Source organism: Streptomyces malachitofuscus (genome assembly GCF_055571035.1).
In genome coordinates this window covers 80,662-99,386 of the sequence record NZ_JBVIGA010000019.1, presented here as the reverse complement: position 1 = coordinate 99,386, position 18,725 = coordinate 80,662, and the positions used below count along the sequence as shown (strand labels likewise).

The following is an 18,725-nucleotide window of genomic DNA, read 5'->3' as shown; positions in this document are numbered from 1 at the left end:
CCCGCAATCCTTACGGCCGGCTGACGGCGCCTCCCGGCCGCCCCCGCACCGCCTGCCGCACGTGCCACTCTGATGACCGCACCGCAAGCGCCGCGGCACACGGGGAAGCGGCTGCCGCGGACCGGCGCCCCGGACAGTCCCGTCCGGGGCGCCGCGCGTGCCTGCCCGGTCCGCGAGCCGGGACTCGATTGGATAAAGGTCCGTCACGGGGGTCACGACGGCCCCGCGACCTTTGCATAGTCTAAAGGTGGGGGAGGGGCGTCTGCGGAGAAAACGGGCGGCTCTCGAGTGCCCTCGACACCGCTGGAGCAGTGCATGACCGACGTGAAACCGCCCCCCGGCCAGCGGGCGCTGGCCTGGATGCCGATCCTGGTGATGGCGGTGATCGCGGTCGTCGACGTCCTGGCGGGGCCGACGATCGGACTGCTGCCGCTGGTGTCGCTCGGGCCTGCCTTCGCCGGGCTGGTCGGGGGATGGCGCCGCACCGCGGTGATCGGGGCACTGGCGCTGCTGCTCTGCATCGGACTGGGGCTGTACAACGGGCTGTTCGTGAAGCCCCGGGGCTACACCGCCATGGTGTCGGTGGCCGGGGTGACCGGCGTCGGCATCGCGGCCGCCGTGGCCCGCTCGCGGCGGGAGGCGGAGCTGGCCAGCGTGCGGTCGATCGCCGAGGTGGCGCAGCGGGTGCTGCTGCGGCCGGTGCCGCTGACCGCCGGCCCCGTGCAGGTGGCCGTCTCCTACACCTCCGCCGTCGCGGAGGCCCGCATCGGCGGTGACCTCTACGAGGTGGTGGCCTCGCCGCACGGTGTGCGCGTCATCCTCGGCGATGTGCAGGGCAAGGGCCTGGCGGCCGTCGAGACGGCCGCCGTGGTGCTGGGCGCGTTCCGGGAGGCCGCCTACGACGAGCCCGACCTGGTCGGGCTGGGGGAGCGCGTGGAGCGCAGCGTGGCCCGGGAGCTGGAGGGCGAGCGGTTCGTCACCGCCGTTCTCGCCGAGATCGGCACCGACCACGAGGTCGTCCTCCTCAACTACGGCCATCCGGCGCCCCTGCTCGTGCGCCGCGACGGCCGCGCCGACTTTCCCGAGCCGCCGGCGTTCGCGCTGCCGCTGGGCCTGTCCGCGCACGGGGCCGACGGCCCGCAGCCCTACCGGGTGGCGTTTGCCCCCGGTGAGCAACTGCTGCTCTACACCGACGGCGTCACCGAGGCCCGCGACCGCGACGGCCGCTTCTACCCGCTGGGCGAGCGCACGCACCTGCTGAAGGAACCCGACGCGCACCGCGCCCTGGAAGGCCTGCGCGAGGACCTGGTCCAGCACACGGGAGGGCCGCCCGACGACGACGCCGCGATGCTCCTCCTCCGCTACCACCGGCATCAGGAGCCGGGGCCCGCTCCCGGATGAGCCGCGGCTCCTGGAGGGAGGTACAAAGGACACATGCCGGAGCGTGCGGCCCCCGACGGGGCCCTGGACGACGTCGAAGAGGTCACCCGCGCGGTGCTGACCGCCTCACGGCTGCTGGTGGCCGTCTCGGCGCGGTCCCTGGCCGCCGTCGAGGACCGGGTGACGCTGCCGCAGTTCCGGATGCTCATGGTGCTCTCCACCCGTGGCGCCACCAAGCTCGTCGCACTCGCCGACCTGCTCCATGTCGCCCCGTCCACCGCCATGCGCATGGTGGACCGGCTGATCGCGGCCGGCCTCGCCGACCGGCAGACCAATCCCGTCAACCGCAGGGAGACACTGCTGCGGCTCACCGACGAGGGCCGGCGCACGGTCGAGGACGTCACCGCGCGCCGCCGGGCCGAGATCGCAGCGATCGTCGAGCGGCTGGGCCCGCGGCAGCGGGCCGCCCTGGTCGGCGCGCTGACCGCCTTCAACGAGGCCGGCGGCGAACCGCCCGCCGGCGAACCGGAACCGTACCCGCTCGGCTGGGCGATGGACGGGGCGGGCGCGCACGGCGGTTGAGCCCGGCGGGCGCCCTCTTTTGCCGGACCGGCAACACCGCTCGTCCCGCCGAGGCCGCCGCGGCCATGCTCGACGGACGAGCTCCGGCGCCGCGCGGACAGAGCGGCCCGGAGACCGCGGACAACCCTGGAGCTCACATGTCACAGCACCCGGCGAACGGTCCCACGCACCGGCTCGTCCCTTCGCCCGCCGGCCGGACACACGTGGTGGAGCAGGGCAGCGGCCCCCTGGTGCTGCTCGTCCACGGCTTCCCCGAGTCCTGGTACTCCTGGCGCCACCAGTTGCCGGTCCTGGCGGCGGCCGGCTACCGCGCGGCGGCGGTCGACGTGCGCGGCTACGGCCGTTCCTCCCGCCCGGCCGCCGCGGAGGCCTACCGGATGCGGGAACTGGTGGCGGACGCCGTCGCCGTGGTGCACGCCCTCGGGGAACGAACCGCCGTGATCGTGGGCCACGACTGGGGATCGGCCGTCGCCTCCAACGCCGCCCTGATCCGGCCCGACGTCTTCCGCGCGGTGGCCATGCTCAGCGTCCCGTACGCGCCGCGCGGCGGCCCGAGGCCGAGCACGGTCTTCGCCTCGATGGGCGGCGACGACGAGTTCTACGTCTCGTACTTCCAGGAACCGGGCCGAGCCGAGGCCGAGATCGAGCCCGACGTACGCGGCTGGCTCGCCGGGTTCTATGCGGCGCTGTCCGGCGACACCATGCCCGCACCCGGCGCACCCCTGCCCCACTTCGTGAGCCCGGGCGGAACCCTCCGTGACCGGTTCCCCGCCGGCCGTCTCCCCGCCTGGCTGAGCGAGACGGACCTCGACGTCCTCGCCGGGGAGTTCGAACGCACCGGGATGAGCGGAGCCTTGGCCCGCTACCGCTCCATGGACCGCGACTGGGAGGACCTCGCCGAACACGACGGCGCGCCCGTGACCCAGCCGTCCCTCTTCATCGGCGGAGCACTCGACGCGTCCACCACCTGGATGGCCGACGCGATCAGCGCCTTCCCCGTCACCCTCCCCGGCCTGGTGTCCTCCCACATCCTCGACGGATGCGGACACTGGCTCCAGCAGGAACGCCCCGCCGAGACCGGCCGCATCCTCACCGACTGGCTCAGCGCGCTGCCCAAATCTGCGTGTTAGGTTCCCATGTGGAAGGCGACCGCGGACAGCGCGTCCACGCACAGGGCACGGTGACACCTCATGACGTCGGAGAGCAGCGGAAGACCGGACGACGAGGTGCCCCTCCCGCGGATCCTGTGCGACACGGCCGCGCTGGCCGCCGCCGGTGACGCGTCCGCCGGTGCCCTGTGGCGGCTCGCGGAGTCCGGCCGCCAGCTCGACGCCAACGTCGTGCACCTTCCGCCCGGACACGGGGTCGACACCCACCGCGAACCGGACCTCGACGTCCTCCTGCTCGTCCTCGCCGGCCACGGCACCCTCACCGCCCCCGACGGCCCGCGCGCCCTCACCGCCGGCACCCTCACCTGGCTCCCGCACGGCTCCACCCGAAGCCTCGCCGCCGGCACCGAGGGCCTGACCTACCTCACCGTGCACCGCCGCCGTCCCGGGATGCGCATCCAGAGCCGCCGTCCCGGCAGTTGACCACATGTGACCACCACGGCCACAGACTGATAACAACGGACAACTCCTGAACGCCGAACGCGGTCTAGTCCGCCATGAAGATCTCCTTCCTGCTCCATAACGCCTATGCGATCGGAGGCACGATCGCCACCACGTTCAACCTGGCCGGCGCGCTGGCCGAGCGGCACGACGTGGAGATCGTCTCGGTGTTACGGAACCGGGAGCGTCCCAGCCTCACCCTCCACCCCCGGGTGCGGCTTCGGGCGCTGGTGGATCTGCGGCACGAGGAGGACCACCCCCTGCACGGCAGACCGGCCAAGGTGTTCCCGTCCGCCGAGTACCGGCACGGACAGTACAGCGAACTGACGGACCAGCGGATCGGCGCGTGCCTTCGGGACATCGACGCGGACGTCGTCGTCGGTACCCGGCCGGGGCTCAACGTGCACCTCGCCCTCCAGGCCCCCGACCGCGTCCTGCGCGTCGGCCAGGAACACCTCACCCTCGACAACCACCACGCGGGGCTGCGCACCGTGCTGCGCCGCGCCTACCGCCGGCTCGACGTGCTCACCACCGTCACCCGGGCGGACGCGGACTCCTACCGCCGCAAGATGCGGCTCCCCGGCGTCCGGGTGGAGGCGCTGCCCAACAGCGTCCCCGACCCCACGCTGTCCGCCGCCGACGGCACCGGCCGGATCGTGATCGCGGCGGGCCGGCTGGTCCCGGTCAAGCGCTACGACCTGATCATCGACGCGTTCGCCCGGGTCGTCGCCGAGCACCCCGACTGGCAGCTTCGCATCTACGGCAGGGGCGAGGAGAAGGCGGGGCTGCGCGCCCGGATCGAGCAGCTCGGCCTGTGGAACAACGTCTTCCTCATGGGCGCGGCGACCCCTATGGAAGCCGAGTGGGTCAAGGGCTCCATCGGCGTCTGCGCCTCCGACTTCGAACCGTTCGGCATGACCATCGTCGAGGCGATGCGCTGCGGACTGCCCGTGGTGAGCACCGACTGCCCCTACGGGCCCGGGGAGATCATCGAGGACGGCGTGGACGGCAGGCTGGTGCCCGTCGGGGACGCCGCCGCCCTCGGCGCCGCCCTCCTGGACCTGGTCCGCGACGACGAGCGGCGCCGCCGCATGGGCGGGGCGGCCCTGGACAACGCACGTCGGTTCGCTCCCGGCCCGGTCGTCGCGCAGGCCGAACGCCTCTTCCAGGAGGCGATCGAGGCCCGCGGCGGCGCAGGACACCGCACACCCGCGCTCGCCGGGCTGCCCCACACCCTCCGCACCGGGGGCTACGCCGCCCGTGACCTCGTCCGCGCCGCCGCATCCGGCGCGCTGCGCACCGTACGGAAAGGACGCCGATGAGCACCGAACCCCGCGCCGACTGCTGCGCCGACACCGGTGGAGGAGTCACCTTCCGGCTGAGGCTGCCGTCGGCCACGCACCCCCGGCTGCTGCTGGCGCTCCGCCCCAAGAAGGGCCGGCCCGAGCAGAAGACCCGCGTGCTGGACCTGGAACCGGCCGGCGACGACGGCGCGTTCGGCGCCGTGCTCGAACCGGGGCCCCCGCTCGAGGAGGGCCGCTGGGACGCGTATGTGCTGCGCGGCCCCGACGCGGAACGCGAACGGCTGCGCCCCGGTCTGCGCGACGTCCGTGCGCTCGTCGACGGCGGCTCGCGCGACCGGCCGTCACCGGTCGCGGTGAGGGTGCCCTACACCACCCTCGACGGCTTTCTCTCCCTGCGGGCCTGGCGGCGCACCGCCCACGCCGAGGCGGGCGCCATCGCCATCGCCGACGGGGCCATGACGGTCCGCGTCCGGCCGCACGGCGCCCCGCTCTCCGCGGCTGCCGTGGCCCTGCTGCGGCTGCGGGGCGACAAGGACACGGTGCGCGACGTCCCCGTGCGGCCGGCGGAGGACGGCGACTTCACGTTCACCGTCGACTACGGGGCACTCGTGGCCGAGGACGGCGGCGCCCGGGTCTGGAACGTCTTCCTCCGCCCCGCGCCCGGGGCGCCCCTGATCCGGGTCGGCCGGATCCTCGACGATCTGGCGGATCGCAAGGGCTCGTTCGTCTATCCCCAGGTCACCGTGGGCGGATCCGTCGTGCGGCCCTACTACACGGTCGACAACGACCTCTCCGTCGAGGTGACCGCCGCGAGCTGACTTCAACAGCGGCCTGTCATGTGACGGGTCGTCAGTTCCGTCAGGGGTCTTGACCCCTCGCGCCCGCTCCTTCAGATTGCTGGTTAATGCGCATTACCTAATGCGCATTAACGCGGTCGGAAGGAGCAGAGGTGGCCAAGGACGGTGCCGGGGGACGGGCCAGACCGGGCAGGGCCCCCGCCCCGGCGGGACGCCGGTCACGGCCCAGGCAGGCCGAGGTGGCCGAGCTGGCCGGGGTCTCCCAGGCGACGGTCTCCCTGGTGCTGTCGGGCCGCGACGACGCCACCGGACGGGCGATCTCGCAGGAGACCCGCCGCAAGGTCATGGACGCGGCACGGAGCCTCGGCTACGTCCCCGACCCGGCCGCCAGCCGGCTGGCCGCCGCCCGCAACAACCTGCTCGGCGTGTTCAGCTTCACCGCGACCTTCCCGACCGACGTCCGGCACTCCTACTACCCCTTCCTGGTGGGCGTCGAGCAGGAGGCCGCCGCACAGGGCTACGACCTGGTGCTGTTCACCGGGTCGAGCACCGGGGGAGCGGGCGCCGGGGAGTCCTCCGCGCTCCACCGGGTACGGCTGGCCGACGGCTGTCTCTTCCTGGGCCGCCACGCCCCCACGGACGAACTGCGCCGCCTGGTCGCCGACGGCTTCCCCGTCGTCCACCTGGGCCGCCGGGCGGAACCCGAGGGCCTGGCCTGGGTGGGCGCCGACTACGTCAGCGCCAGCCGGGACGTCGTCACCGCGCTGGCCGCACTGGGCCACCGCCGCGTCCTGCTGGTCCGCGAGGACGACGACGCCCCCGCCTCCGCCGACCGTGAGCGCGGCTTTTGCGAGGGGCTGCGGGCCGCGGGGCTGCCCGACGGCCCCGGCGCGGTGTGCCGTTCCGGAGCTCCCGGCCGGGAGATCACGGCCGAGCGGGTACGGGAGTGGCTCGACGAGGGCGTCACCGCCTTCGTCGCCGAGGAGACCGACACCGGCGCCGCCTGGCGGGCCCTGCGCGCCGCCGTCGACAAGACCGGGGCGAGCTGCCCCGACGACGTGTCGCTCGCCCTGCTCGGCAGCCCGCCCGCGGACCTGGCCGGGGAACCGCCGCCGCTGGGCTTCGACATCCCGCGCCCCCAACTGGGCGCCGAAGCCGTCCGGTTGCTGTCCGCCCTCATCTCGGGCGAACCGGCCGGGAAGAAGCTCGTCACCTGCACCTTCCGGCCGGGGCGGACGGCGGGCCCGCCGCCCGCACGGCCGGCCGCCACCTGACCCCGTGGCCGGCCGCCCACTGCAGGCGGCCGGCCGCACCGACGCACAGCAAGGAGAAGCGTGATACGGGAAGCCGACATCCTCATCGTGGGCGGCGGACTCGGCGGGGTCGCCGCCGCACTCGCCGCCTGCCGGGCGGGGCGCAGCGTCGTCCTGACGGAGGAGACGGACTGGATCGGCGGCCAGCTCACCAGCCAGGCCGTACCGCCCGACGAACACCCGTGGGTCGAGCAGTTCGGCACCACCGCGAGCTACCGGCGGCTGCGTGAGGGCATCCGGCGCCACTACCGCCAGTGGTATCCCCTGCGCGCCGAGGCCCTGGCACTGACCGAACTCAACCCGGGCGCGGGCCGCGTGAGCAAGCTCTGCCACGAACCCCGGGTGGCCCTCGCGGTCCTCGAGGCCATGCTCGCCCCGCACCGGGCGGCCGGACGCCTCACCGTCCTCACCGAGCACCGGCCGGTCGCCGCCGAGACCGACAACGATGTCGTACGCGCCGTCACCGTGCAGGACCTCCGCGACGGCACCCGCCGCGTCCTCACCGGCCGCTACGTCCTGGACGCCACCGAGACCGGCGAACTCCTGCACCTGGCCGGCGTGGAGCACGCGGACGGCGCCGAGTCCCGCGCCGAGTTCGACGAACCCCACGCCCCCGACCGCGCCCAGCCGGACAACCAGCAGGGCATCACCGTCTGCTTCGCCCTCTCCCACCACGACGGCGAGGACCACACCATCGACCGCCCCGCCGACTACGACTTCTGGCGCTCCTACCGCCCCGGCTTCTGGCCGGGCCCCCTCCTCGGCTTCGAGGCTCCCGACCCCCGCACCCTCGAACCGGTGCCGCGCACCTTCGTCCCCAACCCGGACCTCGACCCGCTCGCCGTGCACGCCGACCAGAGCGCCGACGCCGGCGACAAGGAGCTGTGGGGCTTCCGCCGCATCCTCGCCCGCAGGCTGCACACCGAGGGCGCCTTCGACTCCGACATCACCCTCGTCAACTGGCCGCTCAACGACTACTGGCTGAAGCCCTACATCGGCCAGGAGACCGAAGCACTGCGCGAGGCACGGCAGTTGTCCCTCTCGGTGCTGTACTGGCTGCAGACCGAGGCACCGCGCACCGACGGCGGCACCGGCTTTCCCGGGCTGCGGCTGCGCCCCGACGTGACCGGCACCGCGGACGGGCTCGCCAAGGCCGCCTACGTACGGGAGTCGCGGCGCATCAAGGCGGTCACCACCGTCACCGAGCACGATGTGGCCATCGACCTGGTCGGCCCCTACGGCGGCACCCGTCACCGGGATTCCGTAGGGGTGGGCGCCTACCGCATCGACCTGCACCCGTCCACCGGCGGCGACACCTACGTCGACATCGGCTCGGTCCCCTTCGAGATCCCGCTCGGCGCCCTGGTGCCCCGCCGGGTGCGCAACCTGCTGCCTGCCGGCAAGAACATCGGCACCACCCACATCACCAACGGCTGTTACCGGCTGCACCCGGTGGAGTGGAACGTCGGAGAAGTCGCCGGCGCCCTCGCCGCGCACTGCCTCACCGAGAACGTCCAACCGCACGAGGTGCAGGCCGAGGACAAACGGTTCGAGGAGTTCGCAGCACTGCTCGACCGCGGCGGCGTCCAGCGCCACTGGCCCGACGTACGCGGCTACTGAACCGCCCCGCGCCGCGGGGGAGTCGGGCGGGGCAGGTGGAGCTGCCCCGCCCGGTGACCGCCCGCGCGCGCGGACCGACCCAGCACAAGGAGGTGCCCGGACATGACCACCCACCGCATCCGCGTCGGCATCGACGTGGGCGGAACCTTCACCGACGCCGTGGCGGTCGACGCCACGACGCTCGGCCTCGTGGGCCAGGTGAAGGTCCCCACGAGCCACCATCACGAGGACGGTGTCGCCCACGGCATCGTCGAAGCGCTCGACCGGCTGCTGCGGCAGACCGGACACGCGCCCGCCGACATCGCCTTCCTGGCACACGGCACCACCCAGGCTACCAACGCGCTGCTGGAGGGCGACGTCGCCACCGTCGGGCTGCTCGGCATCGGCACCGGCTTCCCGGCCGTGCTCACCCGCCGCCTCGCCGCGCTCGCCAAGCTCGAACTCACCCCCGGCAAACGGCTCCCCCTGCTCTACGAACACATCGCCGATCCGGACGACGCCTCCGCCGTACGCGCCGCGGTCGACCGGCTGACGGAGGCCGGAGCCCGGGCCCTCGTCGCCACCGAACCGTTCGGCGTCGACCGGCCCGAGGGCGAACAGGCCGTCGCCGAGGCGGCCCGCGCCTCGGGACTGCCGACCACCGCGGCCCATGAGATCACCTCGCTGTACGGGCTGCACAAGCGCACCCGCACCGCCGTCGTCAACGCGGCCATCCTGCCGCGCATGCTCGCCACCGCCGACCTCGTCGACGCCTCCATCACCAAGGCCGGCGTCACCGCGCCGCTGATGGTGATGCGCTGCGACGGAGGAGTGATGTCGCTGGACGAGATGCGCCGCCGGCCCCTGCTGACCGTGCTCTCCGGACCGGCCGCCGGTGTCGCCGGCGCGCTGATGCGGGAACGGGTCAGCGAGGGCGTCTTCCTGGAGACCGGCGGCACGTCCACCGACATCAGCGTCGTCCGGCGCGGCAGGGTCGCCGTGCGCCACGCCACCGTGCTCGGCCGCACCTCCTACCTCAACGCCCTGGACGTGCGCACCGTCGGCGTCGGCGGCGGCTCCATGCTGCGGATCGCGGGCGGACGCGTCATCGCCGCGGGTCCGCGCAGCGCCCACATCGCGGGACTGCCGTACGCCTGCTTCGCCACGCCCGACGAGCTGCGGAACGCCACGCTCACCACCGTGCGCCCGCTCCCCGGCGATCCCGGCGACTACGCCGTGATCGACGCGGCCGGCGGCCGGTACGCCCTCACCATGACCTGCGCCGCCAACGCGCTCGGCCGCGTCCCCGAGGGCGACTTCGCCCACGCCGACCCCGAGACCGCGCGCACCGCCCTGGCGCCGCTCGCCGCCGCGCTCGGAACCGACGTCGCCGGCGCCGCCGCGCGCTTCCTGGACGCGGGCACCGATCAGGTGAAGTCCGTCGTCGACACCCTCGTCCGCGCGTACCGCCTCGACACCGACACCGCGGTGCTCGTCGGCGGAGGCGGCGGCGCGGCCTCCGTCACCCCGCACTTGGCCGGACGGGCCGGCATGACCGGCCGGATCGCCCGGCACAACGAGGTGATCAGCCCGATCGGCGTCGCCCTGGCCCTGGTCCGGGAACAGGTCGAGCGGATCGTGCCCGGCGCAGGACAGGAGGAGATCCTCGCGGTGCGCGCCGAGGCCGAACGGGCCGTCGTCGCTCAGGGCGCCGCCCCCGACGGCGTCGAGGTCGAGGTCACCGTCGACCCGCAGACCCACGCGGTGCGCGCCATCGCCACCGGAGCCACCGAACTGCGCACCCAGGACCGCACCCACCGCACCGACGACACCGAACGGCTGCGCCTCGCGGCCACCAGCCTCAAGACCGACCCCTCCCTGGTCCGGGTGCTCGCCGGCACCCCCGCGCACACCGTGTACGGCACCGAGCACCGCCGCCGGTTCCGGCCCGCCCGGCAGCCCGTACGGGTCGTGGACGCCGACGGGGTCGTACGTCACCACGCCCCCGACGCCCGGGTGGAGACCACCACCGTGGCCGCCGCCCCCGAAGTCCTCGCCCGTCTCGTGGCCGAGACCACCTCCTACGGCGACGGCGGCGTCCGCGCACCGGCCCTGCGGCTGCTGCTCGGCTCCCGCATCGCCGACCTCTCCGGCGTCCTGGATCCGCAGCCGCTGCTGGCGCTGGCCCGCAGCGAACTGCGCACCCGCGCCGCGGACGAGCCGGTCGTCGCCGTCCTGGAGGTACGGACATGACCACCGCCCTGGAAGCGGTCGACGACATCGAGTGGGCCGTACGCCTGCTGGCCGGCACCCCCACCCACGAGGGCCGCGACCCGGAGCTGCTGCGCCGGTGGGCCCACGCGGCCGACGCGTTCGGCTCCCGTCTCGCCCCCCTCCCCTGCACGGCCCGGATCGTCGAGCGGGACGACGGCCTCGCACGGGGACTGCTGGCCCGCTACACCTCCCGCCCGCCCACCGTCGAGCTCTACACCGACACCCTCGCCCTCGCCGAACGGCTCGTCGACGACCGCGGCTGGCGCGCCTGGTACCCGCCGGGCTCGGTGCGCGCGGCGGCCCTCGCCCACGAGACCGCGCACGTCCACCTCCACCACGGCCCCGAGCGCGCCGCGCTCAAGCGGGCCCTCGGCCACACCGCCCTGCGCCTCGGCCGGCTCCGGGTGCCCGGCCACGTCGCGGGTGCGGAGGAGATCGCCGCCCACGCCCACGCCCGTACCGTCTGCGGGCTCGGTCGCAGCCCGCTGCTCCTGACGGCCGCGCTCGCCGAGGCGGCCGCCGCCCCTGACCGTCCCCGCCCCGCAGGAAAAGAGAACTGACCCATGGGTGTCGTCATCCTCCTCGTCATGGCGGCGGGTGTCGCCGCGATGCTCACCCGCAGACTGCCCACGGCCTTCGCCCTCGTCCTGCTCGCCGTGGTCATCGCCTTCCTGGCCGGAGCACCGCTCACCGGCGAGAACAGTGTCCTGGACACCGTCCTCCAGGAGGGCGCCCCCGCGCTCGCCGCCACCATGGTCGCGATCATCCTCGGCTCGTGGCTCGGCCGGCTCCTCGACGAGACCGGCATCGCCGGCACGCTCGTCCGCAAGATCGTGGAGTTCGGCGGCGACCGGCCCACCGTGGTCGCGCTCGGCGTCCTCGGTGTCTCCGCGCTCGTCGGCACGGTGACCGGCTCGGCGCCCGCGGCCATGCTCGCCGGCATCATCGGCATCCCCGCCATGGTCGCCGTGGGCGTACCGAAGGTGACCGCCGCCGGCACCGTGCTGATGGGCATCGCGGTCGGCGTCCCCTTCGAACTGCCCGTCTGGCAGTTCTTCTCCACCGCCCTGGACCTGCCGATCCCGACCGTGCGCGGCTTCATGGTGAAGCTGTTCCCGTTCGCCCTGGCCGCCGCACTCGCCTACGTCGTGATCGAGACCCGGCGGCGCGGCACCGAGCACGCCTGGTCGCTCACGTCGGTGTCCGACCGCCCGGCCTCACGCCGCGAGCGGCTCGGCGACGCGCCCTGGTACGCGCTGCTCGCCCCCGTGATCCCGCTGGTCCTGGCCCTGGGCCTGGAGGTGGCCATCATCCCCTCCATGCTGGCCGGCGTGCTCTACGCCCTGGTCACCACCACCCGGCCGCGCGAGATGAACCGGCGCATGCTGCGCACCCTGTACGGCGGCTTCGAGGTGGCGGCCCCGCCGCTCGCCCTGTTCGTGGCCATCGGCATCCTGCTGGCCGCCGTGCGGCTCCCCGGCGCCGTCGAGGCGCTGGAGCCGTTGATGAAGGCGGTCAGCCCGCACAACCCGGTGCTGTTCGTCCTCGTCTTCACCCTGCTGGTGCCGCTGTGCCTGTACCGCGGCCCGCTCAACGTGTTCGGCCTGGGCGCGGGCATCGCCGGGGTCCTCATCGCCACCGGCATCTACCCTGCCGCCGCCGTGCTCGGCATGGCCACCTCCTACAACCAGGTCTTCGGAGTCGCCGACCCGACCAGCACACAGACCGTGTGGAGCGCCCAGTACGCGGGCGTGAGCCCGCAGCAGGTCATGGTGCGCACCCTGCCCTATGTCTGGGCCGTCGCCTGCGGCGGCCTGTGCGTCACCGCCTCCCTGTACCTCTGACGCCTTCCCCTTCACTCCTGGAGCCGATCATGCACGAGCCGCACGTCGACCGCCGGCTGTTCCTGAAGGGCACCGCCGCCACGGGAGCCGCCCTCACCCTGGGCACCGCCGGCGCCCCGTCCGCCACGGCGGCGCCCGGCGGATTCCCCGACTACACCTACGTCCGCACCCTGCTGACGCCGTCCCAGCTCCGCTACAACCCCACCGGAGAGATCATCTTCCCCACCGTGCGCGGGGTGTACGACCGGCTCCGCTCCCCGCTCGGCCGCTACTACCTGTACTACGCCCCGCACGACGCCCCCGGCGGCATCTGTCTCGCGTACGGCGACTCCCTGGAGGGCCCGTTCACGGAGTACTCGGCCAACCCGATCGTGAGCCGCTCCTGGGCCGGCCACTACTCCGTCAGCCATGTCTCCTCCCCGCACGTGATGTGGAACGCCGACGAGAAGGAGATGTGGCTCTACTTCCACGGCGAGAACACCACGACCCGGCTCGCCCGCTCGTCCGACGGCATCCACTTCACGTACGACAAGGTGGTCCTCACCACCTCGATGCTCCCGGCCGGCACCACCGAGACCTCCTACGCCCGCGTCTTCCGGCACGACCTGCCCTCGCGCGGCGCCCGCTACGTCATGGTCTTCATGCTGAACAACACCACCAACCACCGGGACATCGGCTGGGGCTGGTCCCCGGACGGCCGCACCTGGACCTTCGCGCAGCAGCCGCTGATCCGGCACGGCGACGTCGGCGCGGCCGACGTGGGCGGCCCGCACCTGCTGCACCGGGCGGGCAGCACCTACGTCGTCTACAACAAGGACAGGGCCAGCGGCGGCGACATCATGATCACCGAGGTCGGCGACGACTTCACCCGCCGGAACCACCTCGGGGTCTTCTACGACTCCCGCTCCTCTGCCCCGGACAACGGCCGCGCGGCGGCACCGTCCTTCGGCACGGACCGCGGCGTCCCGTACATGATCTACGAGGCCGGCGACCGTCTGGCGGGTTCCATCGCCGTGGCACGCGGCTGACCTGCCGGAATCTCCAGCAGTCCGGGTGGCCGGTGGCACACGCCGCGACCGCTCCCGGGTGTCACGTTCCGCCGTCCCGCGCGGGCATCACGGTGACGGACGAGGAACAGAGCACACCATGCGAGAGATACTGATCGTCGGCGGCGGTTACGCGGGCCTCTACACCGCGTGGGGCCCGGAGAAGACGCTGCGCACGGGCGAGGGCGCGGGTCACGGTCGTCGGCCCGCGCCCGTACATGACCTACCAGCCGGTCCTGCCGGAGGTGACCGCCGGATCCGTCGAGGCGCGGCACGCGGCCGTGTCACTGCGCCGTCATCTGCGCCGTACACGGATCGTCGCGGGCACGGTGCGCGGACCTGCGCGGGCGCCGGGTGCGCCCGTACCGGCACAGCAGCCTCGGAGTGGTGGCCACGCCGGGTCTGGGCCGGGGGATCTTCGAGTTCCGGGGCATCGTCGTCACAGGCTTCCCGGTATGGCTGATGCACCGCGGCCACCACGTGCTCGCGGTGCCCACCTGGGAGCGGAAGAACCGCGTCCTGGCGGTCTGGCTGACCGCCGCCCTCTTCGGCCGCGACCTCGTCTCCCTGGCGTCGGTGCAGCACCCGCGCGAGGCCTTCCTCGCCGGCGCCGCCGCGGGGGAGCGGCGCGCGCCCCCGGTCGTGGACCGCGCGGCGTGACCGCTGCCGCAGGCCGCTCCCTCGGCTCGGCAACGGGGTTCCCGGACCCTCGACGATCGTTATGATGCCCCGCACCGTTCAAACGGACATCCAGGTGCGGGGAGGGGCCTCATGCGGGAGCCGGTCGAGCACAGGAGGCAGCGGATCCTGGCCGCGGTCGAGTCCCGGGGCTCGGCACGCGTGAGCGATCTGGCCGGCGAACTCGCGGTGTCGGTGGTGACGGTGCGGCGGGACGTGGAGCAACTGGCCCGCGAAGGCAGGCTGCGACGCGGCCACGGCGTGGTCCGCTCCGTCCTCGCCGCGCAGAACCTGCCGGCGCCCCGGGCACCGGCCGGCGACACCGTGGCCGTCGTCGTGCCGGAGCGGCACACCTACCTGTACGAGTCCCTGCACGGCGCCCGCTCGGTGCTGGAGGCGGCCGGCAAGCGCATCGCGCTGCACATCGCGCCCCTGGCGGGCGGGTCCGAACGGCCGCTGGTGGAACGGGCCCTGGCGGACGGCGCGGCGGGGCTGCTGCTGGCCCCGCGCTGGCGCACCCGGGCCGACGAGGAGGCCGACCACGCGTGGCTCGCGGCGCTGGACGTGCCGGCGGTGCTGATGGAGCGGCGGCCCGGGCCGGGCACGCTGCTGCACGCGATGGACTCGGTCTGCTCCGACCACGCCCACGGCGCCCGTCTCGCCGTGGAGCACCTGGTGGGCCTCGGCCACCGGCGGATCGTGTTCGCCACCCGTGACGACAGCCCCACCGCGCGCACGCTGCGGTCCGCGTGCGCGCGGATCGCCGACGCGCATCCGCTGGTGCGGGAGTGGGCGTGGACGCTGAGCGCGCCGGAGGCCGGCCAGGACGGTCCGTACGCGGCGGCGGAGACGGCGCCGTTGCACGAACTCCTGCGCGAGGTGGGTGCCACGGCGGCGGTGCTGCACGGTGACGTGGACGCGCTGATGCTCGTTCAGCGGCTCGCGGACCACGGGGTGCGGGTGCCGCAGGACTGCTCGGTCGTGGCCTACGACGACGTGGTGGCCGGGCTCGGGACGACCCCGCTGACCGCCGTCGCCCCGCCCAAGGCGGAGGTCGGCCGGGTGGCGGCGGAGCTGCTGCTCCAGCGGCTCGACACCGCAGGGGACAGCGGGGCCCCGGTGCGGCGGATCGAGCTGCTGCCCGCGCTCAGCGTGCGCGGATCGACCCGGACGCGGACCGGCGACGGGGAGACAGAGCGAACAGAGTGATCGTATGAACGCTTCATTTGCCTCTGAACGGTCCATTGACCGTTCGCCGGTCGGGCGTTGACGATTTCCCCGTACCGAACAGGCGTGTCCCGGACACGGAGGAGCCGCGGGAGGCGCCCCGCCCGCACAAGGAGTTCCCCCGCCACCATGACCGAGTCCACGCCCGGCCCGGGCCGCCGCCCCCGCGCCGCACTGGCCATGTCCCCCGACGTCGCCTCCGCGGTCCTCGACGACGCGTCGCTGACGGCGCTGGGCGCGCTGTGCGACCTCGCCCCGCTCCCGGTGCTGGACGACCTGACCACGCCACGGGCCCGCACCGTGCTCGCCGACGTCGAGCTGCTGGTCACCGGCTGGGGCTGCCCGCCCCTCGACGCGGACGTGCTGAACGCGGCGCCCCGGCTGCGGGCCGTCGTCCACACCGCGGGCAGCGTACGCGGCCATGTCACCGACGCCTGCTGGGAGCGCGGCATCGAGGTGTCCTCCGCCGCCGCGGCCAACGCCGTCCCCGTCGCGGAGTACACCCTCGCCATGATCCTGCTGACCGGCAAGCGGGTGCTGGAGCGCGCGCGTGACTACCGCGCCACGCGTACCGGGCCCGACTGGCTCCGCACCCCCCGCACGGTCGGCAACCACCGGCGCACCGTGGGCATCCTCTCGGCGTCCCTCATCGGCCGCCGGGTCATCGACCTGCTGCGCCCGCACGACGTCGAGGTGCTGCTGCACGACCCGTACGTCGACGACCGCGAGGCCGGGGAGCTCGGTGTGGAACCGGTCGGGCGGGCCGAGCTGTTCCGGCGCAGCGACACGGTGAGCGTGCACACCCCGTTGCTGCCCGAGACCCGCGGGCTGGTCGGCCGTGAACTGATCGACTCCATGCGGCCGGACGCCGTACTGATCAACACGGCGCGCGGTGCGGTCGTCGACCAGGACGCGCTCACCGACGCGGTGCTGGCCGGCCGGATCCGCGCCGTGCTCGACGTGACCGACCCCGAAGTCCTGCCGCCCGAGCACCCGTTGTGGAGTTGCGACAACGCACTGATCACCCCTCATCTCGCCGGCTCCCAGGGGAACGAGTGGGGCCGGCTGGCGGATCTCGCCCTCTGCGACATCGCGCGCTGGGCCTCCGGCAGGGACTTCCTCCACCCCGTACGACGCGAAAGGCTGGCCTTCCTGGCATGACCGTCCCGTTCGCACTTCCCGTCGACGACCACGACGTCAGCCCCCGTACCGGATACACCCGCGCCCACTGGGAGGCGGTGGCGGACGGACTGCTCGCCGCGGCCTGGCGCTGGAGCACCCCCGGCTGCGCCCTGCTGGACCTGCCCGGGCGTCCCTCCCGCTCGGGGGTGCGCTCCGACGGACTCGAGGGCTATGCCAGGACGTTCCTCGCCGCCGCCTTCCGCGTGGCGGGCGCCGACGGGGACGACCCCCACGGTCTGCTGGAGCGGTACGCGAACGGGCTCGCGGCCGGCACCCGCACGCCCGGCCGCGACGACACCGAGTCCTGGCCGCTGATCCTCGACTTCGACGTGCGGGGCCAGCCGATGGTCGAGTCGGCGTCGGTCGCGCTGGGACTGCGGCTGACCGCGCCCTGGCTGTGGAAGCACCTGGACCCCGGTGTGCAGGACCGCGCGGAGGAGTGGCTGCGGGGTGCGCTGCGCCACACCCCGGCGCCCAACAACTGGTACCTGTTCCCGTACACCGTCGCCGGCTTCCTGGAGTCCGTCGGGCGCGGTGACGCCGGGACGGCGGCGGCGCGGCAGCGGGCACTGGAGCTGCTGGACGGCTGGTACCGGGGCGACGGCTGGTACGCCGACGGGGACGGGCGCGCCTTCGACCACTACAACGGCTGGGCCCTGCACCTCTACCCGGTCCTCGACGCGCTTCTCGCGGACGACCGGGAGGCACTGGCGCACCACGGCCGGCGCCTGCACGCCCATCTGGAGAGCTACGCCCTGATGTTCGGCGGCGACGGCGCGCCGCTGCACTTCGGCCGGTCGCTGACGTACCGCTTCGCCGCATCGGCGGCCGTCTCACTGGGCGCGGTCACCGGGCACACCCCGCTGACACCGGGTGCCTCGCGCCGTATCGCCGGAGGCAGTCTGCGCCACTTCCTGGACCGGGGCGCGGTGACCGCCGACGGACTGCTCAGCCCGGGCTGGTACGGCCCGCACGAGGCCAGTCTGCAGAGCTATTCGGGACCGGCGTCACCGTACTGGGCGTCGAAGGCGTTCGTCGCCCTGCTCGCCCCCGCCGACCACGCCTTCTGGACGGCACGCGAGGAGCCGGCACCGGTGGAGGATTCCGACAGGGTGCTGGCCCTGCCCGCTCCGGGACTGCTCGTCCAGGCCACACGGGCCGACGGGATCGTCCGGCTCCACAACCACGGCAGCGACCATGTGCGCCCGCACGAAGGGGAGACGGCGGACGAGGACGACCCGCACTACGGACGCCAGGCCTACTCCACCCGCACCGGACCCACCGCACCCGGAAACCTCGCCGACAACCACCTGTCGGTGGAGACCGGCGGCCGGTGGAGTGTGCGCCGCCGTATCCACCCTCTGGGCGCGGGCCACGGCGACGGCTGGGGCTGGGCCGCATCGTGGCACCGGCCCGTGTTCGCCGGCGGTCCGCCGATGGTGCCGGGTCTGCGGGTGGAGAGTGTCACCGTGGCACACGGCCGGTACGAGCTGCGGGCCCACCGGGTGGTGGGCGCACCGGCGGGATCCCGTGTCACCCACACCGGCTGGGCCACGGGCCCCGGGGAGTCCCTGACCTCCGCCCTGTACGGACTGCACGGCTGGGGCGAGTCGTCCCCGGGCCTCGTCCGCGCCCCCCGGGGAACGGCCTGGACGCCCTGGGCCCAGGTTCCGTGCCTGACCGGTGACTGCGGGGGCACCTCCGTGCATGTCGCGCTGGCGTCCCTCACCGGGGACACCGACGCCGCGCCCCTGTCGGAGGCCGTGGAGCGCGTACGGGTGGACGACGGGACGATCGAGGTCGTCTGGAACGGCGGTACGGCCCGCACCCGGATCAGCTTCGAGCCGATGGAGGTGCGGCACACGGAGCGGTGAGCGTCCGACGCCGTG

General features: G+C 74.0%; 16 protein-coding genes. All 16 read left to right on the top strand.

What is annotated here, in order from left to right; all coding sequences use genetic code 11:
* Positions 1-315: 315 nt before the first annotated feature.
* Complete coding sequence (locus ACZ44S_RS26100) at positions 316-1,401, top strand: PP2C family protein-serine/threonine phosphatase (protein WP_466933036.1); 1,086 nt, start codon at positions 316-318, stop codon at positions 1,399-1,401.
* A 33-nt stretch (positions 1,402-1,434) separates the two neighbouring features.
* Positions 1,435-1,962 carry a MarR family winged helix-turn-helix transcriptional regulator gene (locus ACZ44S_RS26095; protein ID WP_466933033.1) on the top strand — a complete coding sequence of 176 codons (528 nt, stop codon included), beginning with the start codon at positions 1,435-1,437 and terminating at the stop codon, positions 1,960-1,962.
* A 137-nt stretch (positions 1,963-2,099) separates the two neighbouring features.
* Positions 2,100-3,092, top strand: a complete 993-nt coding sequence (locus tag ACZ44S_RS26090; protein WP_466933031.1) for an alpha/beta fold hydrolase — start codon at positions 2,100-2,102, stop codon at positions 3,090-3,092.
* Between the two features lie 60 nt (positions 3,093-3,152).
* A complete protein-coding gene (locus tag ACZ44S_RS26085; protein WP_466933029.1) occupies positions 3,153-3,554 on the top strand; it encodes a hypothetical protein in 402 nt (133 codons plus the stop codon).
* Positions 3,555-3,628: 74 nt separating this feature from the next.
* Positions 3,629-4,894 (top strand): glycosyltransferase family 4 protein, encoded by a 1,266-nt coding sequence (locus ACZ44S_RS26080; RefSeq protein ID WP_466933027.1) that lies wholly within the window; start codon positions 3,629-3,631, stop codon positions 4,892-4,894.
* Positions 4,891-5,694 (top strand): transferase, encoded by an 804-nt coding sequence (locus ACZ44S_RS26075; protein WP_466933025.1) that lies wholly within the window; start codon positions 4,891-4,893, stop codon positions 5,692-5,694. Before ACZ44S_RS26080 ends, ACZ44S_RS26075 begins: the two co-directional genes overlap by 4 nt.
* Positions 5,695-5,825: 131 nt before the next feature.
* The gene (locus ACZ44S_RS26070; RefSeq protein WP_466933023.1) at positions 5,826-6,947 is read left to right on the top strand and encodes a LacI family DNA-binding transcriptional regulator; all 1,122 of its coding nucleotides are present in this window, start codon (positions 5,826-5,828) and stop codon (positions 6,945-6,947) included.
* Positions 6,948-7,007: 60 nt separating this feature from the next.
* On the top strand, positions 7,008-8,606 hold the full coding sequence (locus ACZ44S_RS26065) for an FAD-dependent oxidoreductase (protein WP_466933021.1): 1,599 nt from the start codon (positions 7,008-7,010) through the stop codon (positions 8,604-8,606).
* A 102-nt stretch (positions 8,607-8,708) separates the two neighbouring features.
* Complete coding sequence (locus ACZ44S_RS26060; protein ID WP_466933019.1) at positions 8,709-10,838, top strand: hydantoinase/oxoprolinase family protein; 2,130 nt, start codon at positions 8,709-8,711, stop codon at positions 10,836-10,838.
* A complete protein-coding gene (locus ACZ44S_RS26055) occupies positions 10,835-11,419 on the top strand; it encodes a hypothetical protein (RefSeq protein WP_466933017.1) in 585 nt (194 codons plus the stop codon). The genes ACZ44S_RS26060 and ACZ44S_RS26055 overlap by 4 nt, the downstream gene beginning before the upstream one ends.
* 3 nt (positions 11,420-11,422) lie before the next feature.
* Positions 11,423-12,703, top strand: a complete 1,281-nt coding sequence (locus ACZ44S_RS26050) for a TRAP transporter large permease subunit (protein ID WP_466933015.1) — start codon at positions 11,423-11,425, stop codon at positions 12,701-12,703.
* Positions 12,704-12,732: 29 nt separating this feature from the next.
* Positions 12,733-13,731 (top strand): twin-arginine translocation signal domain-containing protein, encoded by a 999-nt coding sequence (locus tag ACZ44S_RS26045; RefSeq protein ID WP_466933013.1) that lies wholly within the window; start codon positions 12,733-12,735, stop codon positions 13,729-13,731.
* Between the two features lie 405 nt (positions 13,732-14,136).
* Complete coding sequence (locus tag ACZ44S_RS26040) at positions 14,137-14,409, top strand: hypothetical protein (protein ID WP_466933011.1); 273 nt, start codon at positions 14,137-14,139, stop codon at positions 14,407-14,409.
* A 111-nt stretch (positions 14,410-14,520) separates the two neighbouring features.
* Positions 14,521-15,636, top strand: coding sequence for a substrate-binding domain-containing protein (locus ACZ44S_RS26035; RefSeq protein ID WP_466933009.1), 1,116 nt, complete (start codon positions 14,521-14,523; stop codon positions 15,634-15,636).
* Positions 15,637-15,783: 147 nt separating this feature from the next.
* On the top strand, positions 15,784-16,815 hold the full coding sequence (locus ACZ44S_RS26030; RefSeq protein WP_466933007.1) for a hydroxyacid dehydrogenase: 1,032 nt from the start codon (positions 15,784-15,786) through the stop codon (positions 16,813-16,815).
* On the top strand, positions 16,812-18,710 hold the full coding sequence (locus ACZ44S_RS26025) for a DUF2264 domain-containing protein (protein ID WP_466933005.1): 1,899 nt from the start codon (positions 16,812-16,814) through the stop codon (positions 18,708-18,710). Before ACZ44S_RS26030 ends, ACZ44S_RS26025 begins: the two co-directional genes overlap by 4 nt.
* The last annotated feature ends 15 nt before the right edge of the window (positions 18,711-18,725 follow it).